Annotated in this window: 25 protein-coding genes, 2 pseudogenes and 1 other annotated feature; of the genes and pseudogenes, 18 read left to right on the forward strand and 9 right to left on the reverse strand. The window is 44.3% G+C overall.

Annotation, left to right across the window (positions count from 1 at the left end):
- Positions 1–27: 27 nt before the first annotated feature.
- Entirely contained in the window at positions 28–813 is a 786-nt protein-coding gene (gene ytvA, locus AAGG74_RS00355) for a YtvA family blue-light photoreceptor (protein WP_429674208.1), read from the reverse strand.
- Between the two features lie 405 nt (positions 814–1,218).
- On the opposite strand from ytvA, the gene AAGG74_RS00360 reads away from it, so the two are divergent.
- From AAGG74_RS00360 to AAGG74_RS00370, 3 genes are all read left to right on the forward strand, one after another.
- The gene (locus AAGG74_RS00360; protein ID WP_162101214.1) at positions 1,219–1,554 is read left to right on the forward strand and encodes a DUF4257 domain-containing protein; all 336 of its coding nucleotides are present in this window, start codon (positions 1,219–1,221) and stop codon (positions 1,552–1,554) included.
- A gap of 102 nt (positions 1,555–1,656) precedes the next feature.
- Positions 1,657–1,871, forward strand: a binding site (T-box leader).
- A gap of 109 nt (positions 1,872–1,980) precedes the next feature.
- The gene (gene leuS, locus AAGG74_RS00365) at positions 1,981–4,395 is read left to right on the forward strand and encodes a leucine--tRNA ligase (RefSeq protein WP_429674209.1); all 2,415 of its coding nucleotides are present in this window, start codon (positions 1,981–1,983) and stop codon (positions 4,393–4,395) included.
- Between the two features lie 114 nt (positions 4,396–4,509).
- The gene (locus AAGG74_RS00370) at positions 4,510–4,821 is read left to right on the forward strand and encodes a rhodanese-like domain-containing protein (protein WP_162101163.1); all 312 of its coding nucleotides are present in this window, start codon (positions 4,510–4,512) and stop codon (positions 4,819–4,821) included.
- A gap of 21 nt (positions 4,822–4,842) precedes the next feature.
- Here the strand turns inward: AAGG74_RS00370 and melA are convergent, their stop codons facing one another.
- Positions 4,843–6,141 (reverse strand): alpha-galactosidase MelA, encoded by a 1,299-nt coding sequence (gene melA, locus AAGG74_RS00375; RefSeq protein ID WP_429674210.1) that lies wholly within the window; start codon positions 6,139–6,141, stop codon positions 4,843–4,845.
- A gap of 149 nt (positions 6,142–6,290) precedes the next feature.
- Positions 6,291–6,461 carry a hypothetical protein gene (locus AAGG74_RS00380; protein ID WP_202923581.1) on the reverse strand — a complete coding sequence of 57 codons (171 nt, stop codon included), beginning with the start codon at positions 6,459–6,461 and terminating at the stop codon, positions 6,291–6,293.
- 180 nt (positions 6,462–6,641) lie between these two features.
- On the opposite strand from AAGG74_RS00380, the pseudogene AAGG74_RS00385 reads away from it, so the two are divergent.
- The 3 genes and pseudogenes from AAGG74_RS00385 to AAGG74_RS00395 form a co-directional block, all read left to right on the forward strand.
- Positions 6,642–6,744, forward strand: a pseudogene (locus AAGG74_RS00385) (6-carboxyhexanoate--CoA ligase); the annotation flags it as partial.
- Between the two features lie 85 nt (positions 6,745–6,829).
- Positions 6,830–7,828: a biotin synthase BioB gene (gene bioB / locus AAGG74_RS00390; protein WP_429674211.1), complete on the forward strand. Its 999-nt coding sequence runs from the start codon at positions 6,830–6,832 to the stop codon at positions 7,826–7,828.
- 198 nt (positions 7,829–8,026) lie between these two features.
- Positions 8,027–8,209 (forward strand): sporulation protein Cse60, encoded by a 183-nt coding sequence (locus AAGG74_RS00395; protein ID WP_162101160.1) that lies wholly within the window; start codon positions 8,027–8,029, stop codon positions 8,207–8,209.
- Positions 8,210–8,247: 38 nt separating this feature from the next.
- Here the strand turns inward: AAGG74_RS00395 and opuD are convergent, their stop codons facing one another.
- Both opuD and AAGG74_RS00405 read right to left on the reverse strand, forming a co-directional pair.
- The gene (opuD, locus tag AAGG74_RS00400) at positions 8,248–9,783 is read right to left on the reverse strand and encodes a glycine betaine transporter OpuD (RefSeq protein ID WP_162101159.1); all 1,536 of its coding nucleotides are present in this window, start codon (positions 9,781–9,783) and stop codon (positions 8,248–8,250) included.
- A gap of 188 nt (positions 9,784–9,971) precedes the next feature.
- Complete coding sequence (locus tag AAGG74_RS00405; protein ID WP_225493883.1) at positions 9,972–11,234, reverse strand: BaiN/RdsA family NAD(P)/FAD-dependent oxidoreductase; 1,263 nt, start codon at positions 11,232–11,234, stop codon at positions 9,972–9,974.
- 205 nt (positions 11,235–11,439) lie between these two features.
- On the opposite strand from AAGG74_RS00405, the gene murJ reads away from it, so the two are divergent.
- Entirely contained in the window at positions 11,440–13,077 is a 1,638-nt protein-coding gene (gene murJ, locus AAGG74_RS00410) for a lipid II flippase MurJ (protein WP_162101158.1), read from the forward strand.
- 64 nt (positions 13,078–13,141) lie between these two features.
- The gene (locus AAGG74_RS00415) at positions 13,142–13,861 is read left to right on the forward strand and encodes a pseudouridine synthase (protein WP_225493619.1); all 720 of its coding nucleotides are present in this window, start codon (positions 13,142–13,144) and stop codon (positions 13,859–13,861) included.
- A gap of 338 nt (positions 13,862–14,199) precedes the next feature.
- Here AAGG74_RS00415 and AAGG74_RS00420 read toward each other — a convergent pair whose 3' ends face one another.
- Positions 14,200–14,421: a DeoR family transcriptional regulator gene (locus AAGG74_RS00420; protein WP_003152337.1), complete on the reverse strand. Its 222-nt coding sequence runs from the start codon at positions 14,419–14,421 to the stop codon at positions 14,200–14,202.
- Positions 14,422–14,710: 289 nt separating this feature from the next.
- Between AAGG74_RS00420 and AAGG74_RS00425 the strand changes: the two genes are divergently transcribed.
- Both AAGG74_RS00425 and AAGG74_RS00430 read left to right on the forward strand, forming a co-directional pair.
- A complete protein-coding gene (locus tag AAGG74_RS00425) occupies positions 14,711–15,418 on the forward strand; it encodes an ABC transporter ATP-binding protein (protein WP_429674212.1) in 708 nt (235 codons plus the stop codon).
- The gene (locus tag AAGG74_RS00430; protein ID WP_429674213.1) at positions 15,415–16,572 is read left to right on the forward strand and encodes an ABC transporter permease; all 1,158 of its coding nucleotides are present in this window, start codon (positions 15,415–15,417) and stop codon (positions 16,570–16,572) included. The genes AAGG74_RS00425 and AAGG74_RS00430 overlap by 4 nt, the downstream gene beginning before the upstream one ends.
- Before the next feature lie 38 nt (positions 16,573–16,610).
- Here AAGG74_RS00430 and pbuO read toward each other — a convergent pair whose 3' ends face one another.
- Positions 16,611–17,909 (reverse strand): hypoxanthine/guanine permease PbuO, encoded by a 1,299-nt coding sequence (gene pbuO, locus AAGG74_RS00435; protein WP_162101154.1) that lies wholly within the window; start codon positions 17,907–17,909, stop codon positions 16,611–16,613.
- Between the two features lie 96 nt (positions 17,910–18,005).
- Between pbuO and pepV the strand changes: the two genes are divergently transcribed.
- A complete protein-coding gene (gene pepV, locus AAGG74_RS00440; protein WP_429674214.1) occupies positions 18,006–19,397 on the forward strand; it encodes a dipeptidase PepV in 1,392 nt (463 codons plus the stop codon).
- A gap of 32 nt (positions 19,398–19,429) precedes the next feature.
- On the opposite strand, the gene cysK is transcribed toward pepV, so the two are convergent.
- Positions 19,430–20,365 (reverse strand): cysteine synthase A, encoded by a 936-nt coding sequence (cysK, locus tag AAGG74_RS00445; protein WP_162101152.1) that lies wholly within the window; start codon positions 20,363–20,365, stop codon positions 19,430–19,432.
- Between the two features lie 148 nt (positions 20,366–20,513).
- Here cysK and thpR point away from each other — a divergent pair, with 148 nt between their 5' ends.
- The 5 genes and pseudogenes from thpR to AAGG74_RS00470 all read left to right on the forward strand — a co-directional run bounded on the left by thpR (position 20,514) and on the right by AAGG74_RS00470 (position 24,426).
- A complete protein-coding gene (gene thpR / locus AAGG74_RS00450; protein WP_429674215.1) occupies positions 20,514–21,065 on the forward strand; it encodes an RNA 2',3'-cyclic phosphodiesterase in 552 nt (183 codons plus the stop codon).
- Between the two features lie 25 nt (positions 21,066–21,090).
- Positions 21,091–22,005 (forward strand): hypothetical protein, encoded by a 915-nt coding sequence (locus tag AAGG74_RS00455; RefSeq protein ID WP_429674216.1) that lies wholly within the window; start codon positions 21,091–21,093, stop codon positions 22,003–22,005.
- Positions 22,006–22,053: 48 nt separating this feature from the next.
- A complete protein-coding gene (locus AAGG74_RS00460) occupies positions 22,054–22,983 on the forward strand; it encodes a YegS/Rv2252/BmrU family lipid kinase (RefSeq protein ID WP_162101149.1) in 930 nt (309 codons plus the stop codon).
- A 367-nt stretch (positions 22,984–23,350) separates the two neighbouring features.
- Positions 23,351–23,449: pseudogene (locus AAGG74_RS00465) on the forward strand (hypothetical protein); the annotation flags it as partial.
- Between the two features lie 179 nt (positions 23,450–23,628).
- On the forward strand, positions 23,629–24,426 hold the full coding sequence (locus AAGG74_RS00470) for a phosphotransferase family protein (RefSeq protein ID WP_162101148.1): 798 nt from the start codon (positions 23,629–23,631) through the stop codon (positions 24,424–24,426).
- Here AAGG74_RS00470 and AAGG74_RS00475 read toward each other — a convergent pair whose 3' ends face one another.
- Positions 24,427–24,705 (reverse strand): YtzH-like family protein, encoded by a 279-nt coding sequence (locus AAGG74_RS00475; RefSeq protein WP_162101147.1) that lies wholly within the window; start codon positions 24,703–24,705, stop codon positions 24,427–24,429.
- 204 nt (positions 24,706–24,909) lie between these two features.
- On the opposite strand from AAGG74_RS00475, the gene trmB reads away from it, so the two are divergent.
- Both trmB and AAGG74_RS00485 read left to right on the forward strand, forming a co-directional pair.
- Positions 24,910–25,551: a tRNA (guanosine(46)-N7)-methyltransferase TrmB gene (trmB, locus tag AAGG74_RS00480; RefSeq protein ID WP_162101146.1), complete on the forward strand. Its 642-nt coding sequence runs from the start codon at positions 24,910–24,912 to the stop codon at positions 25,549–25,551.
- Positions 25,552–25,620: 69 nt separating this feature from the next.
- On the forward strand, positions 25,621–26,463 hold the full coding sequence (locus AAGG74_RS00485) for a YtnP family quorum-quenching lactonase (protein ID WP_429674217.1): 843 nt from the start codon (positions 25,621–25,623) through the stop codon (positions 26,461–26,463).
- The last annotated feature ends 63 nt before the right edge of the window (positions 26,464–26,526 follow it).

Genomic DNA, 26,526 nt, shown 5'->3' on the forward strand with positions numbered 1-26,526 from the left:
AAGCTCCCGCCTGAAAGCGGGAGCTTTTTACACAATCGGAAGCACATTAACGGCATCCTTTACATTTAAAAATGTTTTCAATGATGAAAAATTGGCATCTAATCTATTCATTTTCATGGCCAATTCGGGCTTAATGCCGGTAATGATTAATTCAGTGCCAGTCAATTTCAGCAAATGGCTCAGCTTGAAAATCTGGTCGGCAGTTTGTTCGGTCACTTGGGCCAATCCAGATAAATCAATGATCAAATAATCATCTTTGGACGTTGATAAGATATTCGTCAATGTGCAAACGATCGAATGAAATCGTTCCTCTGTCAGGTTACCGACTAGCGGAAGAGCCGAAATGCCGTTGCGAATTGGGACAATTGGCGTTGAAAGTGCGGTAATTTCTGTGAGGGAATCCTCGAGAAGTTTTTCATACTCTTTTTGCTGGGTGATGTCTTTTTGAATCCCTACAAAATAGGTCTTGCCTTCGGTCTCAAGCGGATCAATATTCAATTCATTCCAGAACATTGTTCCATCTTTTTTATAGTTTTGGATCTGAACGGTAACCGGCTCTTTATTTTGTATTGCGGTTCTGATGGTATCTACTTTAGCGGGGTCTGTGTGTTTCCCCTGTAAAAAGCGGCAGTTTTTTCCTACAATATCCTCAGCTTCGTAGCCGGTCATTTGAATAAATCCATGATTAACGTAGACGATCGGATTATCTTCGAGTGCGGGGTCTGTAATGACTACACCGACTCGGGCGTGATCAAGCGCTTTTTTTATGATTTCTAGCTGTCCTTGTATTTCGAATGATTGAAAATTAGCCATGTAAATCCCCCTTAGGCAGTCAGCTAACTGTGTGAAAGCCTAGTATTCCCCTTTTATTAAATCAATTCTACAGTAACCCTAGCATAACGTATGTTCTTGTTCAAGCAAGGGCGGTTTGCGATTTGTCATCAAGGCTTGTCCTCGTATACACTAAAGCTAAGAACATAAATTGAACATATGAACGGAAGAATGTTGTATAAGCTTAATAAGTAACTAGGTAAATGTCACCGGCTGAAAAATGAATCCAATGCATCAAGCTTACCGATCATGTGTTCACATATAATGGAAGAAACAAGCTTTTTTCAGATTTGCCAGTATGTAGATATCGAAAATCATCGGAAATCGTGTAAGGGGGCTGGATGGCCTGAAGTCGCTTTACGAAATAAGGGCTTTAGGAAGGTGATGATAAAGATGCTGCATCAGGTACTTATTGCTTGTGTAATTGGAGGAATCATGGGGATTCTCGGTCATGTGAAAAAGAGAGGCAGGCTGGAGAAACCCAGAATGACGAAGCGGTTTATCTACCTTGGCTTTTTGGAAGATTGGTTTATCGGAATGACTGCTTCCATATTACTTGTATTATCCGCTGACCCCGATTCAGGAATTCAACTTGTCATCTTATCCATTATTTCAGGTTACGGCGGTGAAGCTGTTCTCAGAAGTTTTGACTTTGTGAGAGAAATGAAAAGCGGCGGCGAATCAGCCGAGTCCAAACGTCAAACCAAAACTCCACCCGAATAATTGTCCTCATTCTTCGCCCGTTCAGGGTACATTCCCATTGTATACAAACCTGCTTGCACTTATGAACAGAATTCTATAAAATACAGGTAAGATTACGGTTGCGATAAGACAATGAAGAGGAGCAGTAAGAAGCAGATATTGTTACAGAGAGTTGACGGCTGGTGAAAGTCAATCAAGTTTGTTTCTGAACTCACCTCAGAGTTGCAGCGGTAAAAAGCCGCTGACGCATAACTGCGTTAAAAGTATCAAGTGAGTGTGGCGCATGCCGCGCTAACGAGGGTGGTACCGCGGGAAAACGAAAGTCTCTCGTCCCTTATAGGGATGAGGGAGTTTTTTTTGGTTTGGGAATATTCTGAATATAATCCTCTCCTTTCCGTCAATACTTGAACCATACACGCCGTATTCAATCAGAAGGAGGTTTTTACTTTGAGTTTTCAGCACAAACAGATAGAAAAGAAATGGCAAACATATTGGCTGGAAAACAAAACATTTGCCACTCTTGATCATAATGAAAAACCAAAATTTTATGCGCTGGACATGTTCCCTTATCCGTCTGGAGCGGGGCTGCACGTCGGTCATCCTGAAGGATATACCGCCACAGATATCCTGTCTCGCGTGAAACGCATGCAAGGCTATGATGTCCTTCATCCAATGGGGTGGGATGCATTCGGCCTGCCGGCTGAGCAATATGCGCTTGACACAGGGAACGATCCCGCTGTGTTTACGAAGCAGAATATCGATAATTTCCGCCGCCAAATTCAAGCGCTTGGCTTCTCATATGACTGGGATCGTGAAATTAATACGACTGATCCAGAATACTATAAATGGACGCAATGGATTTTCTTAAAACTTTACGAAAAAGGTCTTGCTTACGTTGACGAAGTGCCTGTAAACTGGTGCCCTGCGCTCGGAACAGTTCTCGCCAACGAAGAAGTCATTGACGGCAAGAGCGAACGCGGCGGCCATCCTGTCGAGAGACGCCCAATGAGGCAGTGGATGCTGAAAATTACAGCATATGCGGACAGGCTGCTTGAAGACTTGGAAGAGCTTGACTGGCCGGAAAGCATTAAAGATATGCAGCGCAACTGGATCGGCCGTTCTGAAGGCGCGCACGTTCATTTTGCTGTAGATGGACATGCTGAATCCTTTACGGTGTTTACGACAAGACCAGATACGCTTTTTGGCGCTACATACACAGTACTTGCTCCAGAACATGCATTGGTGGAACACATCACAACAGCTGAGCAAAAAGAAGCTGTTGAAGCATATATCAAAGACATTCAATCAAAAAGTGACCTTGAGCGTACAGATCTTGCGAAAACAAAGACAGGCGTTTTCACAGGTGCTTATGCGGTCAATCCTGTAAACGGAGAAAAATTGCCAATCTGGATTGCCGATTACGTGCTTGCATCATACGGAACAGGCGCGGTCATGGCTGTTCCAGGCCACGATGAGCGTGACTTTGAATTGGCGAAAACATTCGGCCTTTCGGTGAAGGAAGTCGTGAAAGGCGGAAACGTTGAGGAAGCAGCTTACACTGGTGACGGCGAGCATGTGAACTCTGATTTTCTGAACGGTCTTAACAAGCAGGAAGCGATTGAGAAAGTGATCGCTTGGCTGGAAGAAACGAAAAACGGCGAGAAGAAAGTGACATACCGTCTGCGTGACTGGCTCTTCAGCCGCCAGCGTTATTGGGGCGAGCCGATTCCAATCATCCATTGGGAAGATGGGACATCAACGGCTGTACCGGAAGAGGAGCTGCCGCTGATTTTGCCGAAAACGGATGAAATCAAACCGAGCGGAACAGGTGAATCACCGCTTGCGAACATAAAAGATTGGGTGGAAGTCACAGATCCTGAGACAGGTAAAAAAGGAAGAAGAGAAACGAATACAATGCCGCAATGGGCGGGAAGCTGCTGGTATTTCTTGCGCTACATTGATCCGCACAATCCGGATCAGCTGGCATCACCAGAGAAATTGGAAAAATGGCTTCCGGTTGATATGTATATCGGGGGCGCAGAACATGCCGTGCTTCACCTTCTGTATGCCCGCTTCTGGCATAAGTTCCTTTATGATATCGGTGTGGTGCCGACGAAAGAACCGTTCCAAAAGCTGTACAACCAAGGAATGATTCTCGGCGAAAACAACGAAAAAATGAGTAAGTCGAAAGGGAACGTAGTCAACCCTGACGAAATCGTTGCTTCTCACGGTGCTGATACGCTGAGGTTGTACGAAATGTTCATGGGGCCGCTTGATGCTTCAATCGCCTGGTCTGAATCAGGATTAGACGGCGTGCGCCGCTTCCTTGACCGTGTATGGCGCCTGTTTGTTGAAGAAGGCGGTGAGCTTAATGGCAAAATCGTTGAAGGCGCTGGTGAAACATTGGAGCGCGTATATCATGAAACTGTCATGAAAGTCACAGACCATTATGAAGGCCTTCGTTTCAATACGGGTATTTCCCAGCTGATGGTCTTTATTAATGAAGCGTATAAAGCAACAGAACTGCCGAAAGAATATATGGAAGGCTTCGTGAAGCTTCTTTCTCCGGTCGCGCCTCACTTAGCGGAAGAGCTTTGGGAGAAGCTTGGCCATTCTGGCACGATTGCATATGAAGCTTGGCCTGTATATGATGAAACGAAGCTTGTCGATGATGAGGTTGAAATCGTTGTTCAGCTGAACGGAAAAGTAAAAGCGAAATTACATGTTCCTGCCGATGCGACGAAAGAACAGCTGGAACAGCTTGCTCAAGCAGATGAAAAGGTCAAAGAGCAGCTTGAAGGCAAAACGATTCGAAAAATCATCGCGGTGCCTGGCAAACTCGTCAATATTGTAGCAAACTAAGCTGAAAAAATCCCCTTTGCCAAAAGGGGATTTTTTTCATCAGGCTCGAAATAGCAATCGCCCGGCTGACTTTGATATACTAAAACATGATCATTATGAATGGGAGTGTTCTCTTTGGAAATAAAAGAAATCAGCACAGCCGCTTTGAAAGAAAAAATAGAGGCGGACGAAGAATTATATTTGATTGATGTCAGAGAAGATGAAGAGGTGGCGGAAGGCATGATCCCGCAAGCTGTTCATATTCGCATGGGAGATATTCCTGAAAAAATGGATACCCTTGATAAAGACAAAGAGTACGTGTTTATCTGCCGCTCAGGAATGCGCAGCATGAATGTCTGCAGATACTTGGATGAACAGGGCTTTAAAACAATAAATGTTGAAGGCGGCATGATGGCTTGGGAAGGCGAAACAAAGCCAAAAAACTAGGGAAGGATTTTCCCTAGTTTTTTATTTATATTCCGGAAGCCAATTGCCGTGCGCTGCAAATAAATCGTCACACATAGAGATGATGTCATTCAAGGAAAGCTCCGCGCTTGTATGCGGATCAAGCATTGCGGCTTGATAAACCGCTTCTTTTTTTCGAGTGACAGCCGCTTCGATTGTCATCAGCTGTGTATTAATATTTGTCCGGTTTAAGGCTGCAAGCTGCTCAGGCAGTTCTCCGGCGAAGCACGGGGTGATTTTTTTTCTGGCGGCGACGCATGTTACTTCCACAACTGCTTTTGAAGGGAGATTGGTAATCAGCCCTGTATTCAGGACATTACCTCCGAAGGTGAACGGTTCGTTCGTTTCCATCGCTTCGATAATTCTTGAGCCGTATTCCTTTGAGCGTTTATGTGCAAGGTTTTTATTGTTAACGATATCATCCCGCATTTTCTCCCAATTTTGAATCTGTTTGACGCATCTTCTCGGATATTCATCGAGCGGGATTTGCAGCTCGCTGATTAGCTCGGGATAATTTCGTTTAATAAAGTATGGATGATATTCTGCGTTGTGTTCGGATGATTCCGTGACATAATAGCCGAACTTATCCATCAATTCAAACCGCACCATATCATGATGCTTTGTGTTTTGTTTTTCTTTTGCTCTCCTTTTGATTTCCGGATATAAATCTGCGCCGTCTTTTTTGACTTCCAACAGCCAAGCCATATGATTGATGCCCGCGATGCGCTCCTCAATCCCGCTATGCTCCATTCCGAGAGCTTTAAATAAATTTTTTGTGCATACTTGAACACTGTGGCAGAGCCCGATTGTTTTGATATTTGTATAGCGAAGCATAGCGCCTGTAAGAGAAGCCATAGGATTGGTATAGTTTAAAAACCACGCATTCGGGCACATTTTCTCCATATCTTTTGCGATATCAAATAAAACCGGGATGGTCCTAAGTGATCTGAAGATCCCGCCGATGCCGACTGTGTCGGCAATTGTCTGACGAAGCCCGTACCGTTTCGGAATTTCAAAGTCTATGACTGTGCTCGGTTTATACCCCCCAACCTGAATTGCATTGATGACATAGCTTGCATTCTGCAAGGCGAGTTTTCTGTCATCGTAGCTATTAATCGCCACACTTGGATTATAGCGGTCTCTCAGATTTTCGAGCATGAGCTGGGATTCCTGCAGGCGTTTTGGATTAATGTCGAAAAGAGCGAATTCAAAGCCATTAAGAGCTTCTGTTAACAAACAGTCTCCCAAAACATTTTTAGCGAAAACCGTGCTCCCTGCACCGATAAATGTAATCTTTTTCATATGGCTTCTTCCTTTCATGTGATCTCTTTACCGCTCTGGATAAAAAGCTGACAATAAAGTATTTTTGCAGCGTCAAAAACAGCGTGACCATCAACAAGGATTGCCTGAGTGCAGCTGCCGCAACTAAATGCGTTTTTTGCGGCCGGCTTTCAGCCCATTTCTTTAACGTACGCAAGCGTGCAAAGGCTGATGATCAAAATGATAAATGCCATAGAGAGGCCTTGTGTTGCGGCATATCCTGCATCCTGCTGTTTAAAATACAACGCATATATAAACGGGCGCAGTGCCGAAGCCGCCTGCGGTGAGCATGACAATATCAAACTGCTTAACCCTCCAATACTGTTGTACGACTTTGGAGCTGATAATAATTGAGAATGCCCTCAGCAATATGGACATAAAGAAGACATCTTATATTGACAGAATCATGTGTGAATAATAGTATTTTAATTGTTAACCTTTTTTAAAAAGAGTTAACAAAATGACAGGAAGTGATTTTCGATATACAAGAAGAAACATTTTACAGTGTCAGATGATGATGGCGGAAAGCATATGTCCGGCGGAGAACGGCTGATTCCCTGCCATGAGATGAAGCGCACACTCAATACATAGGTCATCTCATGCAAGTATGATCGAGGAAAGCAAAACGGTTCTACATTATGATTACTATGAATCAAGTGGAGGTATGAGAATGAATCAATGGATGGAACTCGCAGACCGGGTGCTTGCTGGAGCAGAAGTGACCAACGGAGAAGCGCTTTCTATATTAAACTGTCCAGATGAAGATATTTTGCTTTTGCTGCATGGAGCTTTTCAAATCAGAAAACACTTTTACGGTAAAAAAGTAAAGCTCAATATGATTATGAATGCGAAATCCGGACTCTGTCCGGAAAACTGCGGCTATTGTTCACAGTCAGTGATTTCAAAAGCGCCGATTCAGGCTTATCAGATGGTGAATAAGGAAACGCTTCTAGAAGGCGCAAAGCGCGCGCACGAACTGAATATCGGTACGTATTGCATCGTGGCAAGCGGCAGAGGCCCCTCTAATAAAGAAGTGGATCAGGTCGCAGACGCGGTGCAGGATATTAAACAGACATATGGACTAAAGGTTTGTGCGTGTCTTGGACTATTAAAGCCAGAGCAGGCGAAGCGGCTCAAGGAAGCCGGAGTAGATCGCTATAATCATAATGTGAACACATCAGAGAGAAACCACCCAAACATCACGACCTCACATACATACGATGACAGAGTCAATACGGTTGAAATCGCCAAAGAATCGGGACTGTCTCCGTGTTCAGGCGCCATTATTGGGATGAAGGAGACGAAACAGGACGTGATTGATATTGCCAAAAGCTTAAAGGCTCTTGACGCGGATTCCATTCCGGTGAATTTTTTGCACGCGATTGACGGCACACCTTTAGCAGGCATTAACGAATTAAACCCATTGTATTGTTTAAAAGTGCTGGCGCTGTTTCGTTTTATCAACCCGTCGAAAGAAATTCGCATTTCCGGAGGAAGAGAGGTCAATCTCCGCTCATTGCAGCCATTAGGGCTTTACGCCGCTAACTCTATTTTTGTCGGTGATTACTTAACAACTGCCGGACAAGAGGAGACGGAGGACCATAAAATGCTGAATGATTTAGGCTTTGAGGTCGAATCAGTCGAAGAAATGAAGGCCAGCTTTAATTGAGAAGCCGAGAGAGTCAACAAGCAATCGCCGTGATGCCGATTGCTTTTATTTTGAACAGAAAGGAGAGTGCGTGTTCAACACTTCACGCGCCGTTCACCCTATAAAGGGGGATTTATTCAAATATGAGATGATGATCATTTCTCTATCATAACGCTGTTCCAACAGGAATAGATTGATAGAGAAAGGAGAGCGGATAAGATGATGAAGGTAGCAGTTTTTGATGAAGAGCATGAAAAAGACTTACAAACGGAAATCAATTCATTTTTAAAAGGGATATCGGAGGAGCAGCTAATTGATATCAAATATACGGTGTCGGCGGCGTGCGACCCAGACGGTGAGCAGCTTTACTGTTTTTCCGCCCTTATATTATATCGCAAATAAAAAGAGCTTTCCGCCAGGGCGGAAAGCTCTTTTTATTGTTAGTATGCTTTTTTCACTCTTGGACTTCTTGGTTTATCGATTTTTTCCGCTTTTTTGATCTCTCTTCGTTCTTTTGAGAGCGATTTATAGAGAGCGGCAATCATCAGCAGAATAACGATAGAAAACGGCAGTGCTGCCAGAATCGCTGTGTTTTGCAAGGCGGCAAGTCCGCCGGAATACAAGAGAACAGCAGCCATTGCAGATTGAATGATACCCCAGCTGAATTTTACTGAATTGGCTGGGTTCAAAGAGCCGTATGTCGTCTGCATGCCGAGTACAAATGTTGCAGAGTCAGCAGACGTAATAAAGAATACAGCAATCAAGATCAATGACAAAATAGATGTCAACATCGTCAGCGGATAGTGGTCAAGTGTTCCGAACAGCATTGTTTCAGTTGACAGATTCGCTACATTGAATGTGCCACTTTGCTGAAGATCCATAGCCGATACGCCAAAGATAGAGAACCATAGGAACGCGAGAATACATGGTGTTACCAGGACACCGATCAAAAATTCTCGGATCGTCCGTCCCCTGGATACCCGGGCAATGAAGATGCCGACAAATGGAGACCAGGAAATCCACCATGCCCAATAGAAAATCGTCCAGCTGTTAATCCATTCACGTTTTCCAGGATCGTATGGGACCAGTCTGAAGCTCATTTGCACGATATTTTGGATATACTGTCCGATTGAGTCTGTAAATGAGTTCATAATCAGTATTGTAGGCCCGACGAACAGAACAAACAGCATTAACAGTCCGGCTATTATCATATTGGTGTTGCTCAAATACTTCATGCCTTTACCGAGTCCGCTCCACGAAGAAACCAAGAAAATGATCGTAACAACAGTTATTAAAATCAATTGAACGAGAAAGTTATTTGGTATCCCAAATAAGTAATTTAATCCGCCATTGATTTGAGTCGCTCCGATACCAAGACTTGTCGCTACGCCGACAACTGTGGCAAAAACGGCAATACAGTCAATCAATTTGCCGATCGGGCCGTTTACTTTATCACCGAGAATCGGTGATAGCGTGCTGCTGATCAATCCTGGAGCGCCTTTTCGAAATTGGAAATAAGCGATACATAATGCTACAACGGCATAAATTGCCCAAGCGTGCAGACCCCAGTGGAAAAACGTATAGCGGAGCGCATCTCTAAAGGCTTGGGGGGTTTCTGTTTCACCTGATGGAGAGCTAATTGCGTAATGGCTGATCGGTTCAGCCGCACCGTAGAATACTAAGCCAATTCCCATGCCTGCGCTGAACAGCATGGCAAACCATGATAATAACCCGAATTCCGGTTTTTCATCGGGCTTTCCGAGTTTAATTTTTCCGATCGGGCTGAAAATCAAGAAGAGACAGAACCCGACAAATAATGAAACAACCAAAAGATAGTACCAGCCAAACGAATTGGTGATAAATGCTTGTGCGGATTGGGATACGTTTTGCAGGCTGTCAGGAGATACAACGCCCCACAATACAGCGGCAGCTGTGATTACAATCACAATCCAAAATACACTAGATATATTTTTCAACTATTCTCACCCTCTAAATTTTTTATGTACGCCTATATTTGCTCGCAGGCTTAGTATGGTCGTACGCTGGCAGATCATTCCTCTCTTAAAATTACCCCGCAATCAGGTGAAACAAAACAAGTCTCACCCTACCATGAATGCGGGGAATTTTCAAATATTCAGCGTTTGGAAACAAATTGAAAAGGCGGTCAAGAGCGGGCGAAGCGGCCGGCATTGAGTCCGGCAAGCCTTCCGGTTACAAGGGCCGAGGTAATATTATATCCTCCTGTGTATCCGTGGATATCCAGAATTTCACCGCAAAAATAAAGCCCATCCATTTTTTTAGAAGCCATCTTTTTCGGGTCAATTTCTTTAACAGATACCCCGCCTCCCGTGACAAAAGCTTTATCAAGAGACAATGTGCCGTTTGCGAGGACGGTAAACTGCTTGCAGTCCTTTACAAATTGTCTGAAAGGGTCCTTCGGCAGCTCAGAAAAAGATACGTTCGGAGAGATGCTGTTTTTTTCAAGCAAGAAGAGGAGGTAGCGCTCCTGCATCCAAGGTTTCAGTACGTTTTTAATAGCTTTTTTCGGTGCTTCCTTCAGTTCTTTGTACATTTTTTGAAATAGTGTTTCTTCATTGATATCCGGATACAAATCAATTTTGATCGGAACTTGCGGCTGTTTTTTCAGCTCTTTCACGACAAATTGGCTGCATCTGAGAATGGCAGGTCCTGAGAGGCCGAAATGGGTAAATAGCATATCCATTTTATGAGTGATGATTGGTTTGCCTTTTTTATTGAGCACACTGACAGCGACATCTCTTAATGATAAGCCCTGAAGTGTTTTTTGCTTGATGAACGGTTCTTCAGATGTGACGGGAACCTCTGTCGGAAATAGTTCTGTTATAGTATGACCCGCAGCTTCAGCCCATTCATAGCCGTCTCCTGTGCTTCCGGTGTGAGGCACACTTTTACCGCCAACAGCGATAATGACTGCCTGACTGTGGAGCATTTCGCCGTTATTCGTCACAATTCCTGCTGCTTGCCCATCTTCATAGACGACAGATTTTATTTTCTCATTCGTTCTGATCGTTACACGAAGCTGTTTCAGCCTATTTAACAGGGCGTCAACGACACTTTGGGCTTTATCAGTCACAGGAAACATCCGGCCATGATCCTCTTCCTTCAATTGAATGCCGAGATTTTCAAAAAATTTGATAATGTCTTCATTACTGAATTCAGAAAATGCACTGTATAAAAACCGCCCATTGCCGGGGATGTGCTTAATAATTTCCTCCACAGGAAGCCGGTTCGTCACATTACAGCGGCCTCCGCCTGAAATCGCGAGTTTTCTGCCTAATTTATTTCCTTTATCAATCAGCAAAACCTCTGCGCCCTGTTCTCCCGCTGCGATTGCGGCCATTAAGCCTGAAGGGCCTCCGCCGATTACGATTACGTCATATTGTTTCAATTTTATCATCAACTTTCTATTTCCATTTCGTCTGCGAACACTCCGTTCACAGTACTATTATAGCGAAAGAAAGCCTCTCCTTAAACGTCTTTTGCCGCGAACCTGAATCGTTCACAAGATTGCTTTTGTATTTATTACCGTCTAAATGCCCAGTTGTGGTAAAATAGAAAAGTTGAATCTTCGTAGAAAATGGTGATGAAGAAACATGTCAAGCAAACTGTTAAGAGGCACGTTTGTATTAACGCTCGGTACATATATATCGCGGATTCTGGGAATGGTCTATTTAATTCCCTTCAGCATTATGGTCGGGGCGACAGGCGGTGCATTATTTCAATATGGATACAACCAATATACTTTATTTTTGAATATTGCTACGATGGGATTTCCCGCGGCCGTTTCTAAATTTGTTTCCAAATATAATTCCAAAGGGGATTATGAAACAAGCAGAAAAATGCTCAAGGCCGGCATGTCGGTTATGCTTGTCACAGGAATGGTTGCCTTTTTCATCCTGTATTTATCCGCTCCGTTTTTTGCGGAAATATCGCTGGGAGGAAAGGATAATAACGGCCTGACCATTGATCATGTTGTTTATGTCATCCGCATGGTCAGCTTAGCACTTCTGGTCGTGCCGATTATGAGCCTTGTCCGCGGTTTCTTCCAAGGGCATCAAATGATGGGGCCGACAGCTGTTTCCCAAGTCGTTGAACAGATTGTCCGGATCATCTTTTTATTGAGTGCGACTTTCTTGATTTTGAAGGTTTTTAACGGCGGTCTTGTGATCGCTGTCGGCTATGCAACCTTCGCAGCGCTGATAGGCGCCTTCGGAGGCCTGATTGTGCTGTATATGTATTGGAACAAACGGAAGGGCGGCTTGTTGGCGATGATGCCGAATACGGGGCCGACAGCAAACTTAAGCTATAAGAAAATGTTTCTCGAACTGTTCAGCTATGCCGCTCCGTACGTTTTTGTCGGACTAGCCATCCCTTTGTATAATTATATTGATACAAATACATTTAACAAAGCGATGATTGAAGCCGGCCATCAGGCCATCAGCCAAGATATGCTGGCGATTCTTACCTTGTATGTGCAGAAGCTCGTGATGATTCCGGTTTCCCTTGCAACGGCTTTCGGTCTGACATTAATTCCAACGATTACTGAATCGTTTACAAGCGCAAACTACAAGCTGCTGAATCAGCAGATCAATCAAACGATGCAGACGATCCTGTTTTTAATCATTCCAGCTGTTGTAGGGATCTCCCTATTGGCAGGACCGACGTATACGTTCTTTTACGGATCAGAGAGCCTTCATCCTGAGCTGGGGGCAAACATTTTGCTCTGGTATTCACCAGTTGCGATTTTGTTCTCTTTATTTACGGTTAATGCAGCTATCCTGCAAGGCATCAATAAACAAAAATTTGCGGTTGTCAGCCTTGTGATCGGCGTCGTAATTAAGCTTGTGCTGAATGTGCCGCTGATCAAGTTGATGCAGGCTGACGGTGCGATTTTAGCGACAGCGCTTGGATATATCGCTTCGCTTTTATACGGATTTATCATGATTAAACGCCATGCAGGCTATTCGTATAACATATTAATCAAACGGACTGTTCTGATGCTGGTCTTGTCAGCCATCATGGGTATAGCTGTGAAAATCGTCCAATGGGTATTAAGTTTCTTCATTTCTTACCAAGATGGCCAGGTGCAGGCTGCAGCAGTTGTGGTGATCGCTGCGGCTGTTGGCGGAGCTGTTTATTTGTATTGCAGCTACCGATTAGGATTTTTGCAGAAAATAGTGGGACGGCGTTTGCCCGGGTTCTTAAAGAGAGGCAAACATGCCGGCCGATGAACAAAACATAAGAAACGGAGAGCTCGCATGCTGCGGGCTTTCTTTTATAAAGGAGAGATTAGGGATGAGGCTTGATAAGCTGCTTGCCAACAGCGGATATGGTTCAAGAAAAGAGGTCAAAGCCGTTGTGAAGGCAGGTGCCGTCATGATTGATGGCAAAATGGCCAAAGACGTAAAGACACACGTTGATCCTGCTGCTCAGGAGGTTACCGTTTACGGAGATCCGGTTGATTATCGTGAGTTCATTTATCTCATGATGAATAAGCCGCAGGGAGTGCTGTCGGCGACGGAGGACAGCCGCCAGCAAACAGTGGTTGATCTGCTGCCACCGGAAGAGATGAGATTTGAGCCATTTCCTGCAGGCAGGCTTGATAAGGATACAGAGGGCTTTTTGCTGCTCACAAATGACGGACAGCTCGCACATCGGCTTCTATCGCCTAAAAAGCATGTTCCAAAAACGTATGAAGTCCATTTAACATCACAGATTTCATCTGAGGACATGTCCGATTTGGAAGCGGGTGTCTACATAGAAGGCGGCTATAAAACAAAGCCGGCAAAAGCGGAAATCAAAGCAAACGATAGCGGCAATACCGTGATATATTTGACGATTACAGAAGGAAAATACCATCAGGTTAAGCAGATGGCAAAGGCTGTCGGCAATGAAGTGATATATTTGAAGCGGCTTTCGATGGGGCCGGTTTCCTTGGACCCTGCTCTTGCGCCAGGAGAATACCGTGAGCTTACAGAAGAAGAGCTTGCGTGTCTGAATGAACCGCAGGCATGAAAAATCCCGCATTTCCATGCGGGATTTCAGCGTGTCGACAAACTCTTGCATTCGTTGTCAGGCCTGTGCGTCGGTGCTCACGAATGATGAAAGGAACGGCAACTTACATGCTTAGGCGTCCTGCCTAAACACCGCCGTCATCACCTCCTGTGAAAGTCTGCTCCTATGCTCGCCCTTCCTAGACATCAAAAGTTTTCAATCACGCTGAATAAAGATGACAAAATCCCGCATTCCATGCGGGATTTTTTTATTTATAAACACGCAAAAACAAGGGTCAGAAGTTTCGTCACCCTGTATTTATCAGGCCGCGCGCAGGCGGCCCTATGTAATTTTTTAATTTATGATGTAATCTTTACTTTCTTTCTCGTTGTCTCCCACTTGCCACGGCTTGGACTATGAACAAGATCATTATATGCCAACACATTTAAGTCTCTTTGAATCGTTCTAGGTGTAATGCCGAATTCATCAACCAGTTCTTGTGTTGTCACAAGGCCTTTTTCTTGTATAAACATATAAACTGATTTGATTCGAGTTAGCATACGGTTTGTTGAAGGTTTCAAAAAACCACTCCCTATCATAAGATCGGATGGACTTGACTAACCACAACTCACGACTATCAACTGCGTACAAAATTACAACTAAGGCAGACATGTAAAGTTTTTAGATAATTCGCCCTTATTATACACGATACCGCAGTGATGAATCTAGAGATAACTTCTATTAAATTTTTTCCAATTTAAGCTGTGCGGCCATCCTTGTTGGATTACTATGTATTTCGACACAATATTATTATGGTTACAGGAACTTTTTTTATTCTTTTTCGTAGTAAATTTTGGAGGTGGATGAAAATTGACAAAATTGCTTGAGGCCTCAATTGAACAGGCAGGATATACTAGCCGAAAAAAAGTTCTCGCTGATGTTTTTTTGGAAGTCGGAAAAGGAGAGATGGTCGGGTTAATCGGGGCTAACGGCGCCGGAAAAAGCACCGCGATCAAAGCGATACTCGGCCTTTCAGAAGACTTTAAAGGGAATATTGCCTGGAACGACTGTTCATTTGCATATATTCCTGAACATCCGGCCTTTTATGAAGAGCTGACGCTATGGGAGCACTTGGATCTGATCAGCACGCTCCGCGGTATTGGAGAGCATGAATTTCCGCGTGCCGAAAGCCTGCTGCAGGCGTTTTCGCTTGACCACGTTCGGCATGAACTGCCTGTCACGTTTTCAAAAGGCATGCAGCAAAAACTGATGCTGATCCAGGCTTTTCTTTCTAAACCGGATATGTATGTGATCGATGAGCCATTTATCGGCCTTGATCCATTATCAACGAAACGTTTTGTGGACATGCTTAAAGCTGAAAAAGAGAGGGGAGCCGGCATCCTCATGTGCACGCATGTACTCGATACTGCAGAAAAAATGTGCGATCGTTTTTACATGATTGAGAAAGGATCTGTTTTTCTCCAAGGCACGTTAAAAGATATTCAGGAACAGACTGGATCAGAGGGGCAGTCATTGCTTGATTGTTTTTATAAGGCGGTTCAAGGTGATCGATCATGAATGGGCGAGCGCTGTTTGTTCGAAGGCTGTTTGACCATTACAGATATCAGTTTAAGGTGATGCATGCGGTCATAGACTGGACGGTTGCTCTCTACATTGTTTTGCCGGCGCTTGTTTTCGTCATCTATCAGTATGTTGATTTGCTGAACGGAAGCGGCCTTTTTTATGAGTGGTCGGAGATAATAGAATGGAGATGGCTGTACGCTGTGTGTGCGTTGATCGTGTGTACAGGCACAATTCATACGTTTGTAATGGAAGCGGACAAAGTATTTTTGCTGCAAAAGAAAGAGATGATCTATCAGCTCAAACGGTTTGCGCTAGTGTATTCTTTTTTTGTCACGCTGGCTAAATGGCTGCTGCTCTTTTTCGTTGTTTTTCCCTTTATCGGTCATTCTGTTCACCTTACGATGGCAGAAAGCGCTGCTCTATTGTGTTATTTGTTTGGTCTCCATATATTCTTTTTATCCTTGAAGCAAGACAGGATCAGGTGGCCGCGCACCATGTCGAGATGGATTGGCGGTATTCTTCTCAAAGCCGTTCTTTTCTCTGGTTCTGCTGTCCTGATCGATTTTAGTGATTGGCGTTTGCTTGCGCTCATTGGCATTTTGTTTTTGATTTTCGTATTTGGCCGCGGTTTAAAAAAGGCAGCTTCAATCTCGGGTTTCGAAGCAGAGGTGATTGAAGAGAAAAAAAGCAGGTTGGCGCTTGCTGGACTTGTGATGATGATGAGCCAGGAGACAGGGGTCCCGAAGGTGAAAGACAGGATGAGAAGAAAACCATTCCTATACCGGAATTCAAGAAGGATATTTAAAAAAAGAACAATCTGTACAGGTTATAAGGAGTTGTTTTTCAAAGTCATGCTGAGGAATGGCGAGTATATGAGGCACATGTACATGTTATTGTCAGCGTTCACCGTTCTAATAGTTGTCTTCCCGATTGGGCTGAAGCTGATTGCGCTGTTGGTGTATACAGGTGTGTGCCGTTTTCTTCTAACGCTTATGTTTGACAAGATCATGGATGCTCCTTTTTTAATCGGCGCCGATAAGGAAAGTGATGAGTACTACCGAGCCCGAAAAAGCTGTATTAACACGCTGCACTATGCATTTTCTGCCTGCTGTTATATAGCGGCCGCTATTTCTTTATTGTTTACATAAAAACCCCAAACGGCTGACGTTTGGGGTTTTTGTACAGGTTATAAAATGAACAGCTGGATGAAAAACAGAATAGCGAAAACAATAACGAGCGGATGAATCTCTCTCCATTTTCCCCGCGCTGCTTTAACGATTGGATATGAGATAAATCCAAGCGCAATTCCTGTAGAGATGCTTGATGTCAAAGGCATGGCCAAAATAACGAGAAACGCAGGAAACGCATCATCCATTTCTTTCCATTTGATATGAGAAACAGAACTCATCATCAGGCTGCCGACGATAATCAAAGCAGGAGAGGTGATAGCGGCGATACCGGATAAGGCACTGACGAGCGGACTGAAAAACATTGAAACTGCAAACAGCACCGCAACAGTCAAAGCGGTAAGCCCTGTTCTTCCTCCGGCTGCGACACCAGCGGAAGATTCGATAAATGCCGTTGTTGGACTTGTGCCGAAAACAGCGCCTACTGTTGTCGCTGTTGAATCAGCAAGCAGCGCTTTTCGCACGTTTGGCAGCTTGTTGTTCTTCATCAGCCCAGCTTGCTCTGCAACACCGATCATTGTGCCGGTCGTATCGAAAATTGTGACCAATAGAAAAGAAAAGACAACGGCGTACAGGCCATGATGTATGACGTCTCCAAAAGCGGAAAACGGATTTGCGATGATCAGCCCGTCCGGCAAATGAGGGAGAGACATAAGCCCTTTCGGCAAATGCAGCTGGCCGGTAAAAAAGGCGATTAAAGCCGTCGCCGCCATTCCGATAAATAAGGCTCCGCTGACATTCAAAACCATCAGAACCACACTGAGCAAAAGCCCGATCAGTGTTAAAATCACACCTGGTGAGTGTAAATTACCGAGTGTAACCAAATTTGATTCATCAGCTGCCACAATTCCGGCCTGCCGCAAACCGATAAAAGCGATAAACAGCCCGATGCCTGTTGTGATCCCGTATTTTAAATTGTTTGGAATCGCTTCTATAAGTTGTTTTCTTAGAGGCGTTAACGATAAAATAATGAAGAGAACCCCTGCTGTAAACACAGCGCTGAACGCTGTAGCGTATGTGATTCCGCCATCGCTTGCGCTTACGACATGAAAGGCTAAATAAGCGTTCAAGCCCATGCCCGGCGCAATAGCAATCGGATAATTTGCTGCAAGGGCCATCCACAGCGTCCCGACAATGGAGGCAATAATCGTTGCGGTGAAAACCTGGTCGAAAGGAACCCCGGCGTTAGCCAGAATGACTGGGTTAACCACGACGATATAGACCATTGTGAAAAAGGTTGTCAGCCCTGCTATGATTTCTTGCTTTATGGATGTTTGCTGCTCTTTTAGATGAAACATAGTATCCTCCAATTACGAACAATTTAACAAAATCACATTAATATTATTCGTTTTATTTAGTTTTTGCAAGTGGTTTCTTGCGGAAAGGGGAACGTTATGAACTGGGAAGTTGAAGTGATCAGGAAAAAAGAAGATTTAATTCGTGATACCCAGAAGTTTTTGAGAATCAACAGTGTAATGGATGACACAACCGCAGGACCCGGCAAACCGTTTGGGGATGGAGTAAACGCCAGTCTGACGTCACTATTGGAGCTCGGAGACAAAGAAGGCTTTACAACTAAAAACCTTGACGGCTTCGCAGGACATATTGAATGGGGCGAGGGCGATGAGATTGTCGGTGTACTTTGCCATGTTGATGTTGTGCCGCCAGGGGACGGATGGACGAGTGATCCATTTTCAGCGGATATACGCAACGGACGGATTTATGCAAGAGGCGCTATTGATGACAAAGGTCCGACGATGGCGGCGTTTTACGCGCTGAAAATTGTAAAAGATATGAATCTGCCCCTGTCCAAGCGTGTCAGAATTATTATTGGAACTGATGAAGAAAGCGATTGGAGATGTGTGGAGCATTATTTCAAGCATGAAGAAATGCCGGCAATGGGGTTTGCGCCGGATGCCGATTTTCCGATTATTAACGCGGAAAAAGGAATCATTGATGCTTCATTATTCATCCCGCTTCGCTCAATCCAATCCGATTCAGAAGCAGTGCTTGTCTCATTTCAATCAGGCCTCCGCTTGAACATGGTGCCTGACGCTGCGGAAGCTGTCATTGAAGGACCGAAAAAAGAAGAAATTCTTGCTTCGTTTAAAAACATGCTTCACACGACAGATCAAAAAGGTGAAGCTGCAATAGAGAACGGCCAGCTCATTTTGCGTATGTTCGGGGTTTCCTGCCATGCGATGGAACCGAATAATGGAATTAATGCCGGCCTTTTACTGTGTGAATTTTTGCAGCAGACTAAGCTTGACGAAGCAGGACAGCAGTTTGTGCACGTTGTAACAGACAAGTTTTCAGACGATACGAGAGGGAAGAAACTAAATATCGACTGTGAGGATGACATTAGCGGCGAGCTGACATTAAATGTCGGAACACTTCGTTATTCGAAAGGGCAAGGAGGCAAGCTAGGGATCAATATCCGCTATCCTGTGACCGCAGAAAGCAAAGTGATCCGTAATGCATTTGAAAGCGCATCTGAATTTGAACTGGGAGATTTCAAGGACAGCAAGCCGCATCATGTATCAGCAGACCATCCGTTAGTCAAAACTCTGCAAATGGTTTATGAAAGCCAGCTCGGTAAAAAAGCTGATTTAATCTCAATCGGCGGCGGGACTTATGCCAGATCTTTAAAAGCCGGTGTCGCTTTCGGCCCTCTGTTCCCAGGACGCCCTGACAGTGCACATCAAAAGGATGAATATATCGAAATTGATGATTTGCTCAGATCGACAGCGTTATATGCGCAGGCGATCTATGAACTGGCGAAATAAAAGGACCGGCTTCTGCGGAAGCCAGTCCTTTTTTAAACTAATGACCATAAATCAGTTGATAAATACCGTTCCCCTGTATCGGCAGTCATGCAAACCACAACTTGGTCAGGAGAGAGGCGTTTCGCTGTTTCGATTGCCGCGAAGCAGGCAGCGCCTGAAGAAGGTCCGACAAGGATTCCTTCTTCAGCGGCAAGGCGTCTTGTCGTCGTATAGGCGTCTTCATCAGAAATTTTGATAATCTCATCATATACATCTTGATTTAAAATCGGAGGTATAAAACCTGGACTCGTCCCAACAAGCTTATGGGCGCCGGGTTTCCCTCCAGATAATACAGGTGAACCTTCAGGCTCGACAACATGAACCGTAATATCAGGAAAAAGCTCTTTGAGCGCTTCACCTGTTCCTGTAATGGTTCCTCCCGTTCCGGAAGATGCTACAAAAGCGCCGAGCGGTTTTCCGATTTCCTCTATTGCCCGGGCAATTTCAGGAGCCGTTGTTTTTCGGTGTGCGTCAGGATTGGCGGTATTATCAAACTGCATTGGTATATAGCTGTTCGGAATTTGTTCGGCAAGCTCCTTCGCTTTCTTAATGCTGCCTGGCATTCTTTCCGCTCCGGGTGTTAATACAACCTCTGCACCGTAAGCTTTTAGCAGGTTTATCCGTTCCTTCGTCATCGTATCAGGCATGACTAAAATCGCTTTGTAGCCGCGTGCAGCTGCATTCATGGCGAGCCCGATTCCGGTATTTCCGCTTGTCGGCTCTATAATGACTGAGCCCGGCTTAAGCAAACCGTTTTGTTCTGCTTCTATAATCATATGATAAGCAGCTCTGTCTTTCACACTGCCGCTTGGATTGAAGTATTCAAGCTTTAAATAGACTTGAGCCGCGTTTTCCGGCTGAAGCCGATTCAATCTCACAAGCGGTGTGTCTCCTATCAGTTCTGCTGTGTTTTTAACGATTTTCAACATTGTCATTCCTTTCTGAATAAAACAAGTGTCATATAATATCCTAACATAATAAACGTTTGTAGGAGAGTGTTTTCATACACTGTTCCTCTATTCGCACAGCCTCTTTATTGATAAAATAATAGCTGTCAGAGAAGGGAGTGTCAGACGGATGCCGGATATACGGCCTCATTATTTCATCGGTGTTCCTATTCCTGAGGGAATTGCGAATCCCATTTACCAAGCTGCGAAAAACGAGCCGGCTTTGACGTTTCAAAAATGGGTACACCCGCTTGACTACCATATCACATTAATTTTTCTCGGAGCGGCGGATGAGACACAAATCAAGCAGCTTGAAGGCTCACTAGCTGCGATTGCTTCAGAAACCGATTCGTTTCCGATCGAGTTTGGCCAAATAGATGTATTCGGCGACCGCAGAAGACCGCGTGTTTTACATCTGGAGCCAAAGAAAAACAGTACGCTTGACATGTTGCGGGAACAGACAAAACAGGCTGTTCTTCAAGCCGGTTTTCAAGTGGAAAAAAGACCGTATCATCCCCATATGACGCTGGCTAGAAAATGGACAGGTGAAGCAGTGTTTCCGACACATGTTCCATTTGAACGCGGCGAGGTTTCAATGATGGTCCAGAGGTTTTCGCTCTTTCGAATACACTTAAACCGGTCACCAAAATATGAGGAACGATTCAAATTTCATTTATCTTAATACATTGCGGAGTGGAGAAACGAACATGGCACAAATCATTAAAATTCATGATTATATATCGAGATATGAGCTAGATCCTTACCACTATATCAACCAGTTTGTACGGCTGAAAAAAGAGCGCTGGCATTCACTGTTAGAAGCAGCGGAGCGCCAGCATGAAAAAAGGCAAGCCGGTGCCGAAGAGCCTGAACCAGAACAAAAACGAAAAAAATTTTCATTGAAAAGAAGAAAAGAAGAGATAAAAGCCGATATACAAGAAGAGAAACACCAATGGTTTGAAGAAGATGAAGATATACATGTAAGGCTGCCGCAGAGCAGGATGGCGCTGGCGTCTTTTTATAAAAGACATTTATATGACTTTCAGCTTAAATGGGCAAGCTCTACTCTTTCAGACATATCTCGTCTTTCAAATCAGGTGAAACAGGACCGCATATTGCGTTATCTGACTCAGCAGCTGCCTGATTCTTATTTCATTATGTATAAGCCTGTGCTGCAAATTCAGCAGGCGGCGGTTGAGTTAAGCATTGTAATTATTTCCCCTCTCGAGATTTATTGCGTTTCTTTTTTAGAAGCGGAGGAAGACAGTGTGTACATAGGGGCTAAAAATCGTTTTTGGGAGAAGAAAACAGCCTCTCAGACTGCATCAGTGTTAAATCCGGGCCTGAGCCTGTTTCGAACCGACTCTGTTGTCTCAAAGATCGTAAAGGAAAAACAGGCTGAGATTCCGGTTCGCAAATTGCTTCTGAGCAGATCGTCATATATCGATTACCCGGAACCGCCGTACGGTTTAGAAATAGCAGATAAGCGAAACGCGGAGGAATGGATTGAGCGGCAGAAGAAAAATACTGCACCGATTAAACATCATCAGGTGAAAGCTGCAAAGGCTCTGTTGTCTTACTGCATGTCTGAGTCCTATCGCAGACAAGAGTGGCTGGAGTAGAAGAGAACGATTTGAGCGGTTGCCTCATAACGTAAGCAGGTGAGAGAGATGAGCCATTGGTTTTTTATTATTAATCCGACAGCAGGTCATCGAAACGGACTGCGTGTTTGGAAGTCGATTCAAAAGGAATTGATCAAACGAAAGGTCGAGCACCGCTCCTTTTTAACTGAACATCCGGGACATGCTGAGGTGCTCGCCAGGCAGATTTCAACGATACAGGAATATAAACTCAAGCGCCTGATCGTCATTGGCGGAGACGGAACGATGCACGAGGTTGTTAACGGGCTGAAAGATGTTGACGATATTGAATTGAGCTTCGTGCCAGCGGGCGCGTACAATGATTTTTCGAGAGGATTTTCGATTAAAAAAATCGATCTGATACAGGAAATCAAAAAGCTAAAACGTCCGTTAACCAGAACCTTTCATTTAGGGAGCGTTCATTTCCTTCAGGATAAATCACAGCTTCTTTATTTTATGAATCATATCGGAATCGGGTTTGACGCATATGTCAATAAAAAGGCGATGGAATTTCCGCTGCGGCGATTCTTTCTTTTTCTCCGCCTTCGATTTCTTGTGTATCCGCTATCCCATTTGCATGCCTCGGCGACCTTTAAGCCGTTTTCATTAGCTTGTACAATGGAAGGTGAGACACAAGAATTTCATGATGTCTGGTTTGCAATTGTATCCAACCATCCGTTTTACGGAGGCGGCATGAAGGCGGCTCCGCTTGCAAATCCGCGCGAGAAAGCATTTGATATCGTGATCGTTGAAAATCAGCCGTTTTTGAAAAAGTATTGGCTTTTATGTCTGATGGCGTTTGGAAAACATACAAAGATGGACGGCGTTACGATGTTTAAAGCAAAAGATATTACGCTTTACACAAAGGGGAAAATTCCATTCCATGCTGACGGAGAAATCATGGGCACCACCCCGTTTCGTCTGGCATCGAGTCCTTCACCCCTAAAGATCAAAACATAAACGGATTGAAGAAAAAGCATCCGCCGCAGATTTAAAGCGTATATCGATGACTGATTCCTGCTGAACAAAAAGAAATCTTGAAACCGCCGTTTCAGCTGAGAGAGAAACGGCCGCTTTTCCGCTGGGGAGAAATACTGGCACGCCGTCGGAGCATCCAGCGGCGGCAAAATGGATCTCCAAACGTGGCACATGTTTGATAATTTCACTTTGTTATCATGGAGGGCTGGGAGCTTGCCGCAGCTCAGCTGCTGTCAAGCTTTCACATTCGGATAATTCGGGCGCAGATAAAAGGGCGCCGGTCACTGGGGATCTCGCAGGTGTGAATATATGTTTTGCACTGCAACAATTCAGAATGGACGGCAGCCAAGATCCATCAGGTTTTCAGCTTGACCTGAAAGAAATCAAGAAAGCGATTGCTCGGAACGGTATTCTATATTTAGCATCAGATCTTAAGAGTTTTGCTTGACGAAGTTTGGGCTATAGCGCTAAAATTTAAAGGACGGCTATTGATTAGCATATGAGACTCTCAATAGCTGTCTTTTTTATTTTCATACGCTTCGTACGAAAAAGGCACTCGCTGGATATACTGGAGACGATTAGCCTTTATTCTAAAATATTTTAAGAAATGATGGGTTGAACATTGATATGAACTGGTTGGGACAATTACTAGGTAGCGATTGGGAGATCTTCCCCGCCGGAGGAGCTACAGGAGATGCATATTATGCGAAACATAACGGGCAGCAGCTTTTTTTAAAACGTAATAGCTCACCTTTTTTAGCTGTTTTATCCGCCGAAGGCATTGTACCGAAGCTGGTTTGGACAAAACGGATGGAAAATGGAGATGTTATTACGGCCCAGCACTGGATGACCGGCAGAGAGCTGAAGCCTAAAGATATGAGCGGACGGTCCGTTGCTGAATTGCTTCGTAAAATACACACATCAAAAGCCTTGCTGGACATGCTGAAGAGACTTGGAAAAGAACCGCTGGACCCGGGTGCTCTTCTTTCTCAGCTGAAGCAGGCTGTATTTGTTGTGCAGCAATCTTCGCCGCTGATTCAAGAAGGGATCAAATACTTAGAAGAACATCTGCATGAAGTGCATTTCGGTGAAAAAGTCGTTTGCCATTGTGATGTCAATCATAATAACTGGCTATTGTCTGAAGACAACCAGCTGTATTTAATTGACTGGGACGGCGCCATGATTGCTGATCCGGCCATGGATCTCGGGCCCTTGCTATACCATTACGTCGAAAAGCCAGCTTGGGAGAGCTGGCTGGGCATGTACGGCATTGAATTAACAGAAAGCCTGCGGTTGCGAATGGCTTGGTATGTGTTGGCTGAAACAATTACTTTCATTGCGTGGCATAAAGCAAAAGGCAATGATAAGGAGTTTCATGATGCAATGGAAGAACTGCACATGCTTATGAAACGTATCGTTGAATAATCAGGAATACGAATCCATTTTCTCTACCCACTGAGTCAGACTGTTTTGATGCTCTTGTATGTGTGAGTCAATGGATTTGGACGATATTCCTGATTGGCTGTAGCGGTACACATCTTCCAGCACGTTTTTGAAGTTTGAATCTAGTTCGGTGTTTGCCATCAGCGATTTAATCACACGCTCAAGCTGCTCGTACTCGGCAACGGTTCCGCAGCAGTCCAATTGATGGTCAGTCAATATATCTTTCAATAAATGAACTTGATGCTCATATTGTAAACCCATAACGGTACACATCCCTTCAGTATCATACGGGTTAATTTGTTCAAAATAGAGTGTTTTTATGCATGTGAAAGGAGTGTTCCGGCAGACGGGAGCCTCCTTTTTTATGTCATCGGCCCTAAAAGACACACTGGAAAAACGATCTTGCGGGTCCTTTTAATTCATGGTATGTTGTTAGTCGAAATAATAGATAGAGGTGTCAATCATATGAGAATGCGCCATAAGCCTTGGGCTGATGACTTTTTGGCTGAGAACGCACATATTGCCATCAGCAATCCTGCTGATTATAAAGGAAAATGGAACACAGTGTTTGGCAACGACAATCCGATTCATATCGAGGTTGGAACAGGAAAAGGACAATTCATTTCTGGAATGGCCAAACAAAATCCGGATATTAATTATATTGGTATTGAGTTATTTAAAAGCGTCATCGTGACAGCCGTCCAAAAAGTAAAAGACAGTGAAACGCCGAATGTAAAGCTTTTGAATATAGACGCTGACACGCTGACAGATGTGTTTGAGCCAGGTGAAGTCAATCGGGTTTACTTAAACTTTTCTGATCCTTGGCCGAAGAACCGTCATGAAAAACGCCGTCTGACGTATTCCCACTTCCTTAAAAAATATGAAGAAGTAATGGGGAAAGACGGAGCGATTCATTTTAAAACAGACAACCGCGGCTTGTTTGAGTACTCTTTGAAAAGCTTCTCTGAGTACGGCCTGCTGCTGACATATGTCAGTCTCGATTTGCATAACAGCAATCTTGAAGGCAATATTATGACAGAATACGAAGAAAAATTCTCAGCACTCGGCCAGCCGATTTATCGGGCTGAGGTTGAATGGAGAACGTAAAACAGACTCTCGACAGGAGTCTGTTTTTTTTATGGACCGTTTGCTACTATGATGACAGGGGGGATGAAAATGGAAACAATGAAAGTTGGAAATATCACATTGACCTGGCTTGACGGAGGTGTGATACATATGGATGGAGGCGCCATGTTCGGGGTCGTTCCGAAGCCATTATGGTCCAGAAAATATCCAGTCAATGAAAAAAACCAGATTGAACTACGGACAGACCCTATCCTCATACAAAAGGACGGGCTGAATATAATTGTCGACGCGGGAATTGGGACCGGCAAGCTGACTGATAAACAAAAACGAAACTATGGCGTGACACAAGAGTCGAATGTAAAAACATCCTTGGCAGGACTCGGGTTAACGGCTGCTGATATAGACGTGATTGCGATGACACACCTTCATTTCGATCATGCATGTGGTTTAACTGAATACGAAGGAGAACAGCTCGTCTCTGTCTTTCCAAATGCAGTGATTTATGCATCAGCTATTGAGTGGGATGAAATGCGCCATCCGAATATTCGATCGAAAAATACATATTGGAAAGAAAACTGGGAGGCTGTTGCCGGCCAAGTCAAAACCTTTGAAGACACCTTAACAATCACAGAGGGAATGACGCTGTACCACACTGGAGGCCATAGTGAGGGCCACAGTATTCTTATATGCGAGGATGCGGGTGAAACCGCAGTACATATGGCAGATCTGATGCCGACACACGCCCACCGCAACCCGCTATGGGTGCTGGCTTACGATGATTATCCGATGACCTCTATACCGCAAAAGCAGAAATGGCAGTCATTCGCAGCGGAAAAAGACGCATGGTTTATTTTTTATCATGATGCCCAATATCGCGCGCTTAAATGGGATGAAGAGGGAAGCATCAAAGAGTCAATCAAGCGAATCAACTAATAGCATATTTTTAGGTTTACCCTGCATGTTTTCCGGCTAATAATGCAAACCTAGTATTAATTA

It is taken from the genome of Bacillus mexicanus, assembly GCF_050445615.1.
Taxonomy (GTDB): domain Bacteria; phylum Bacillota; class Bacilli; order Bacillales; family Bacillaceae; genus Bacillus; species Bacillus mexicanus.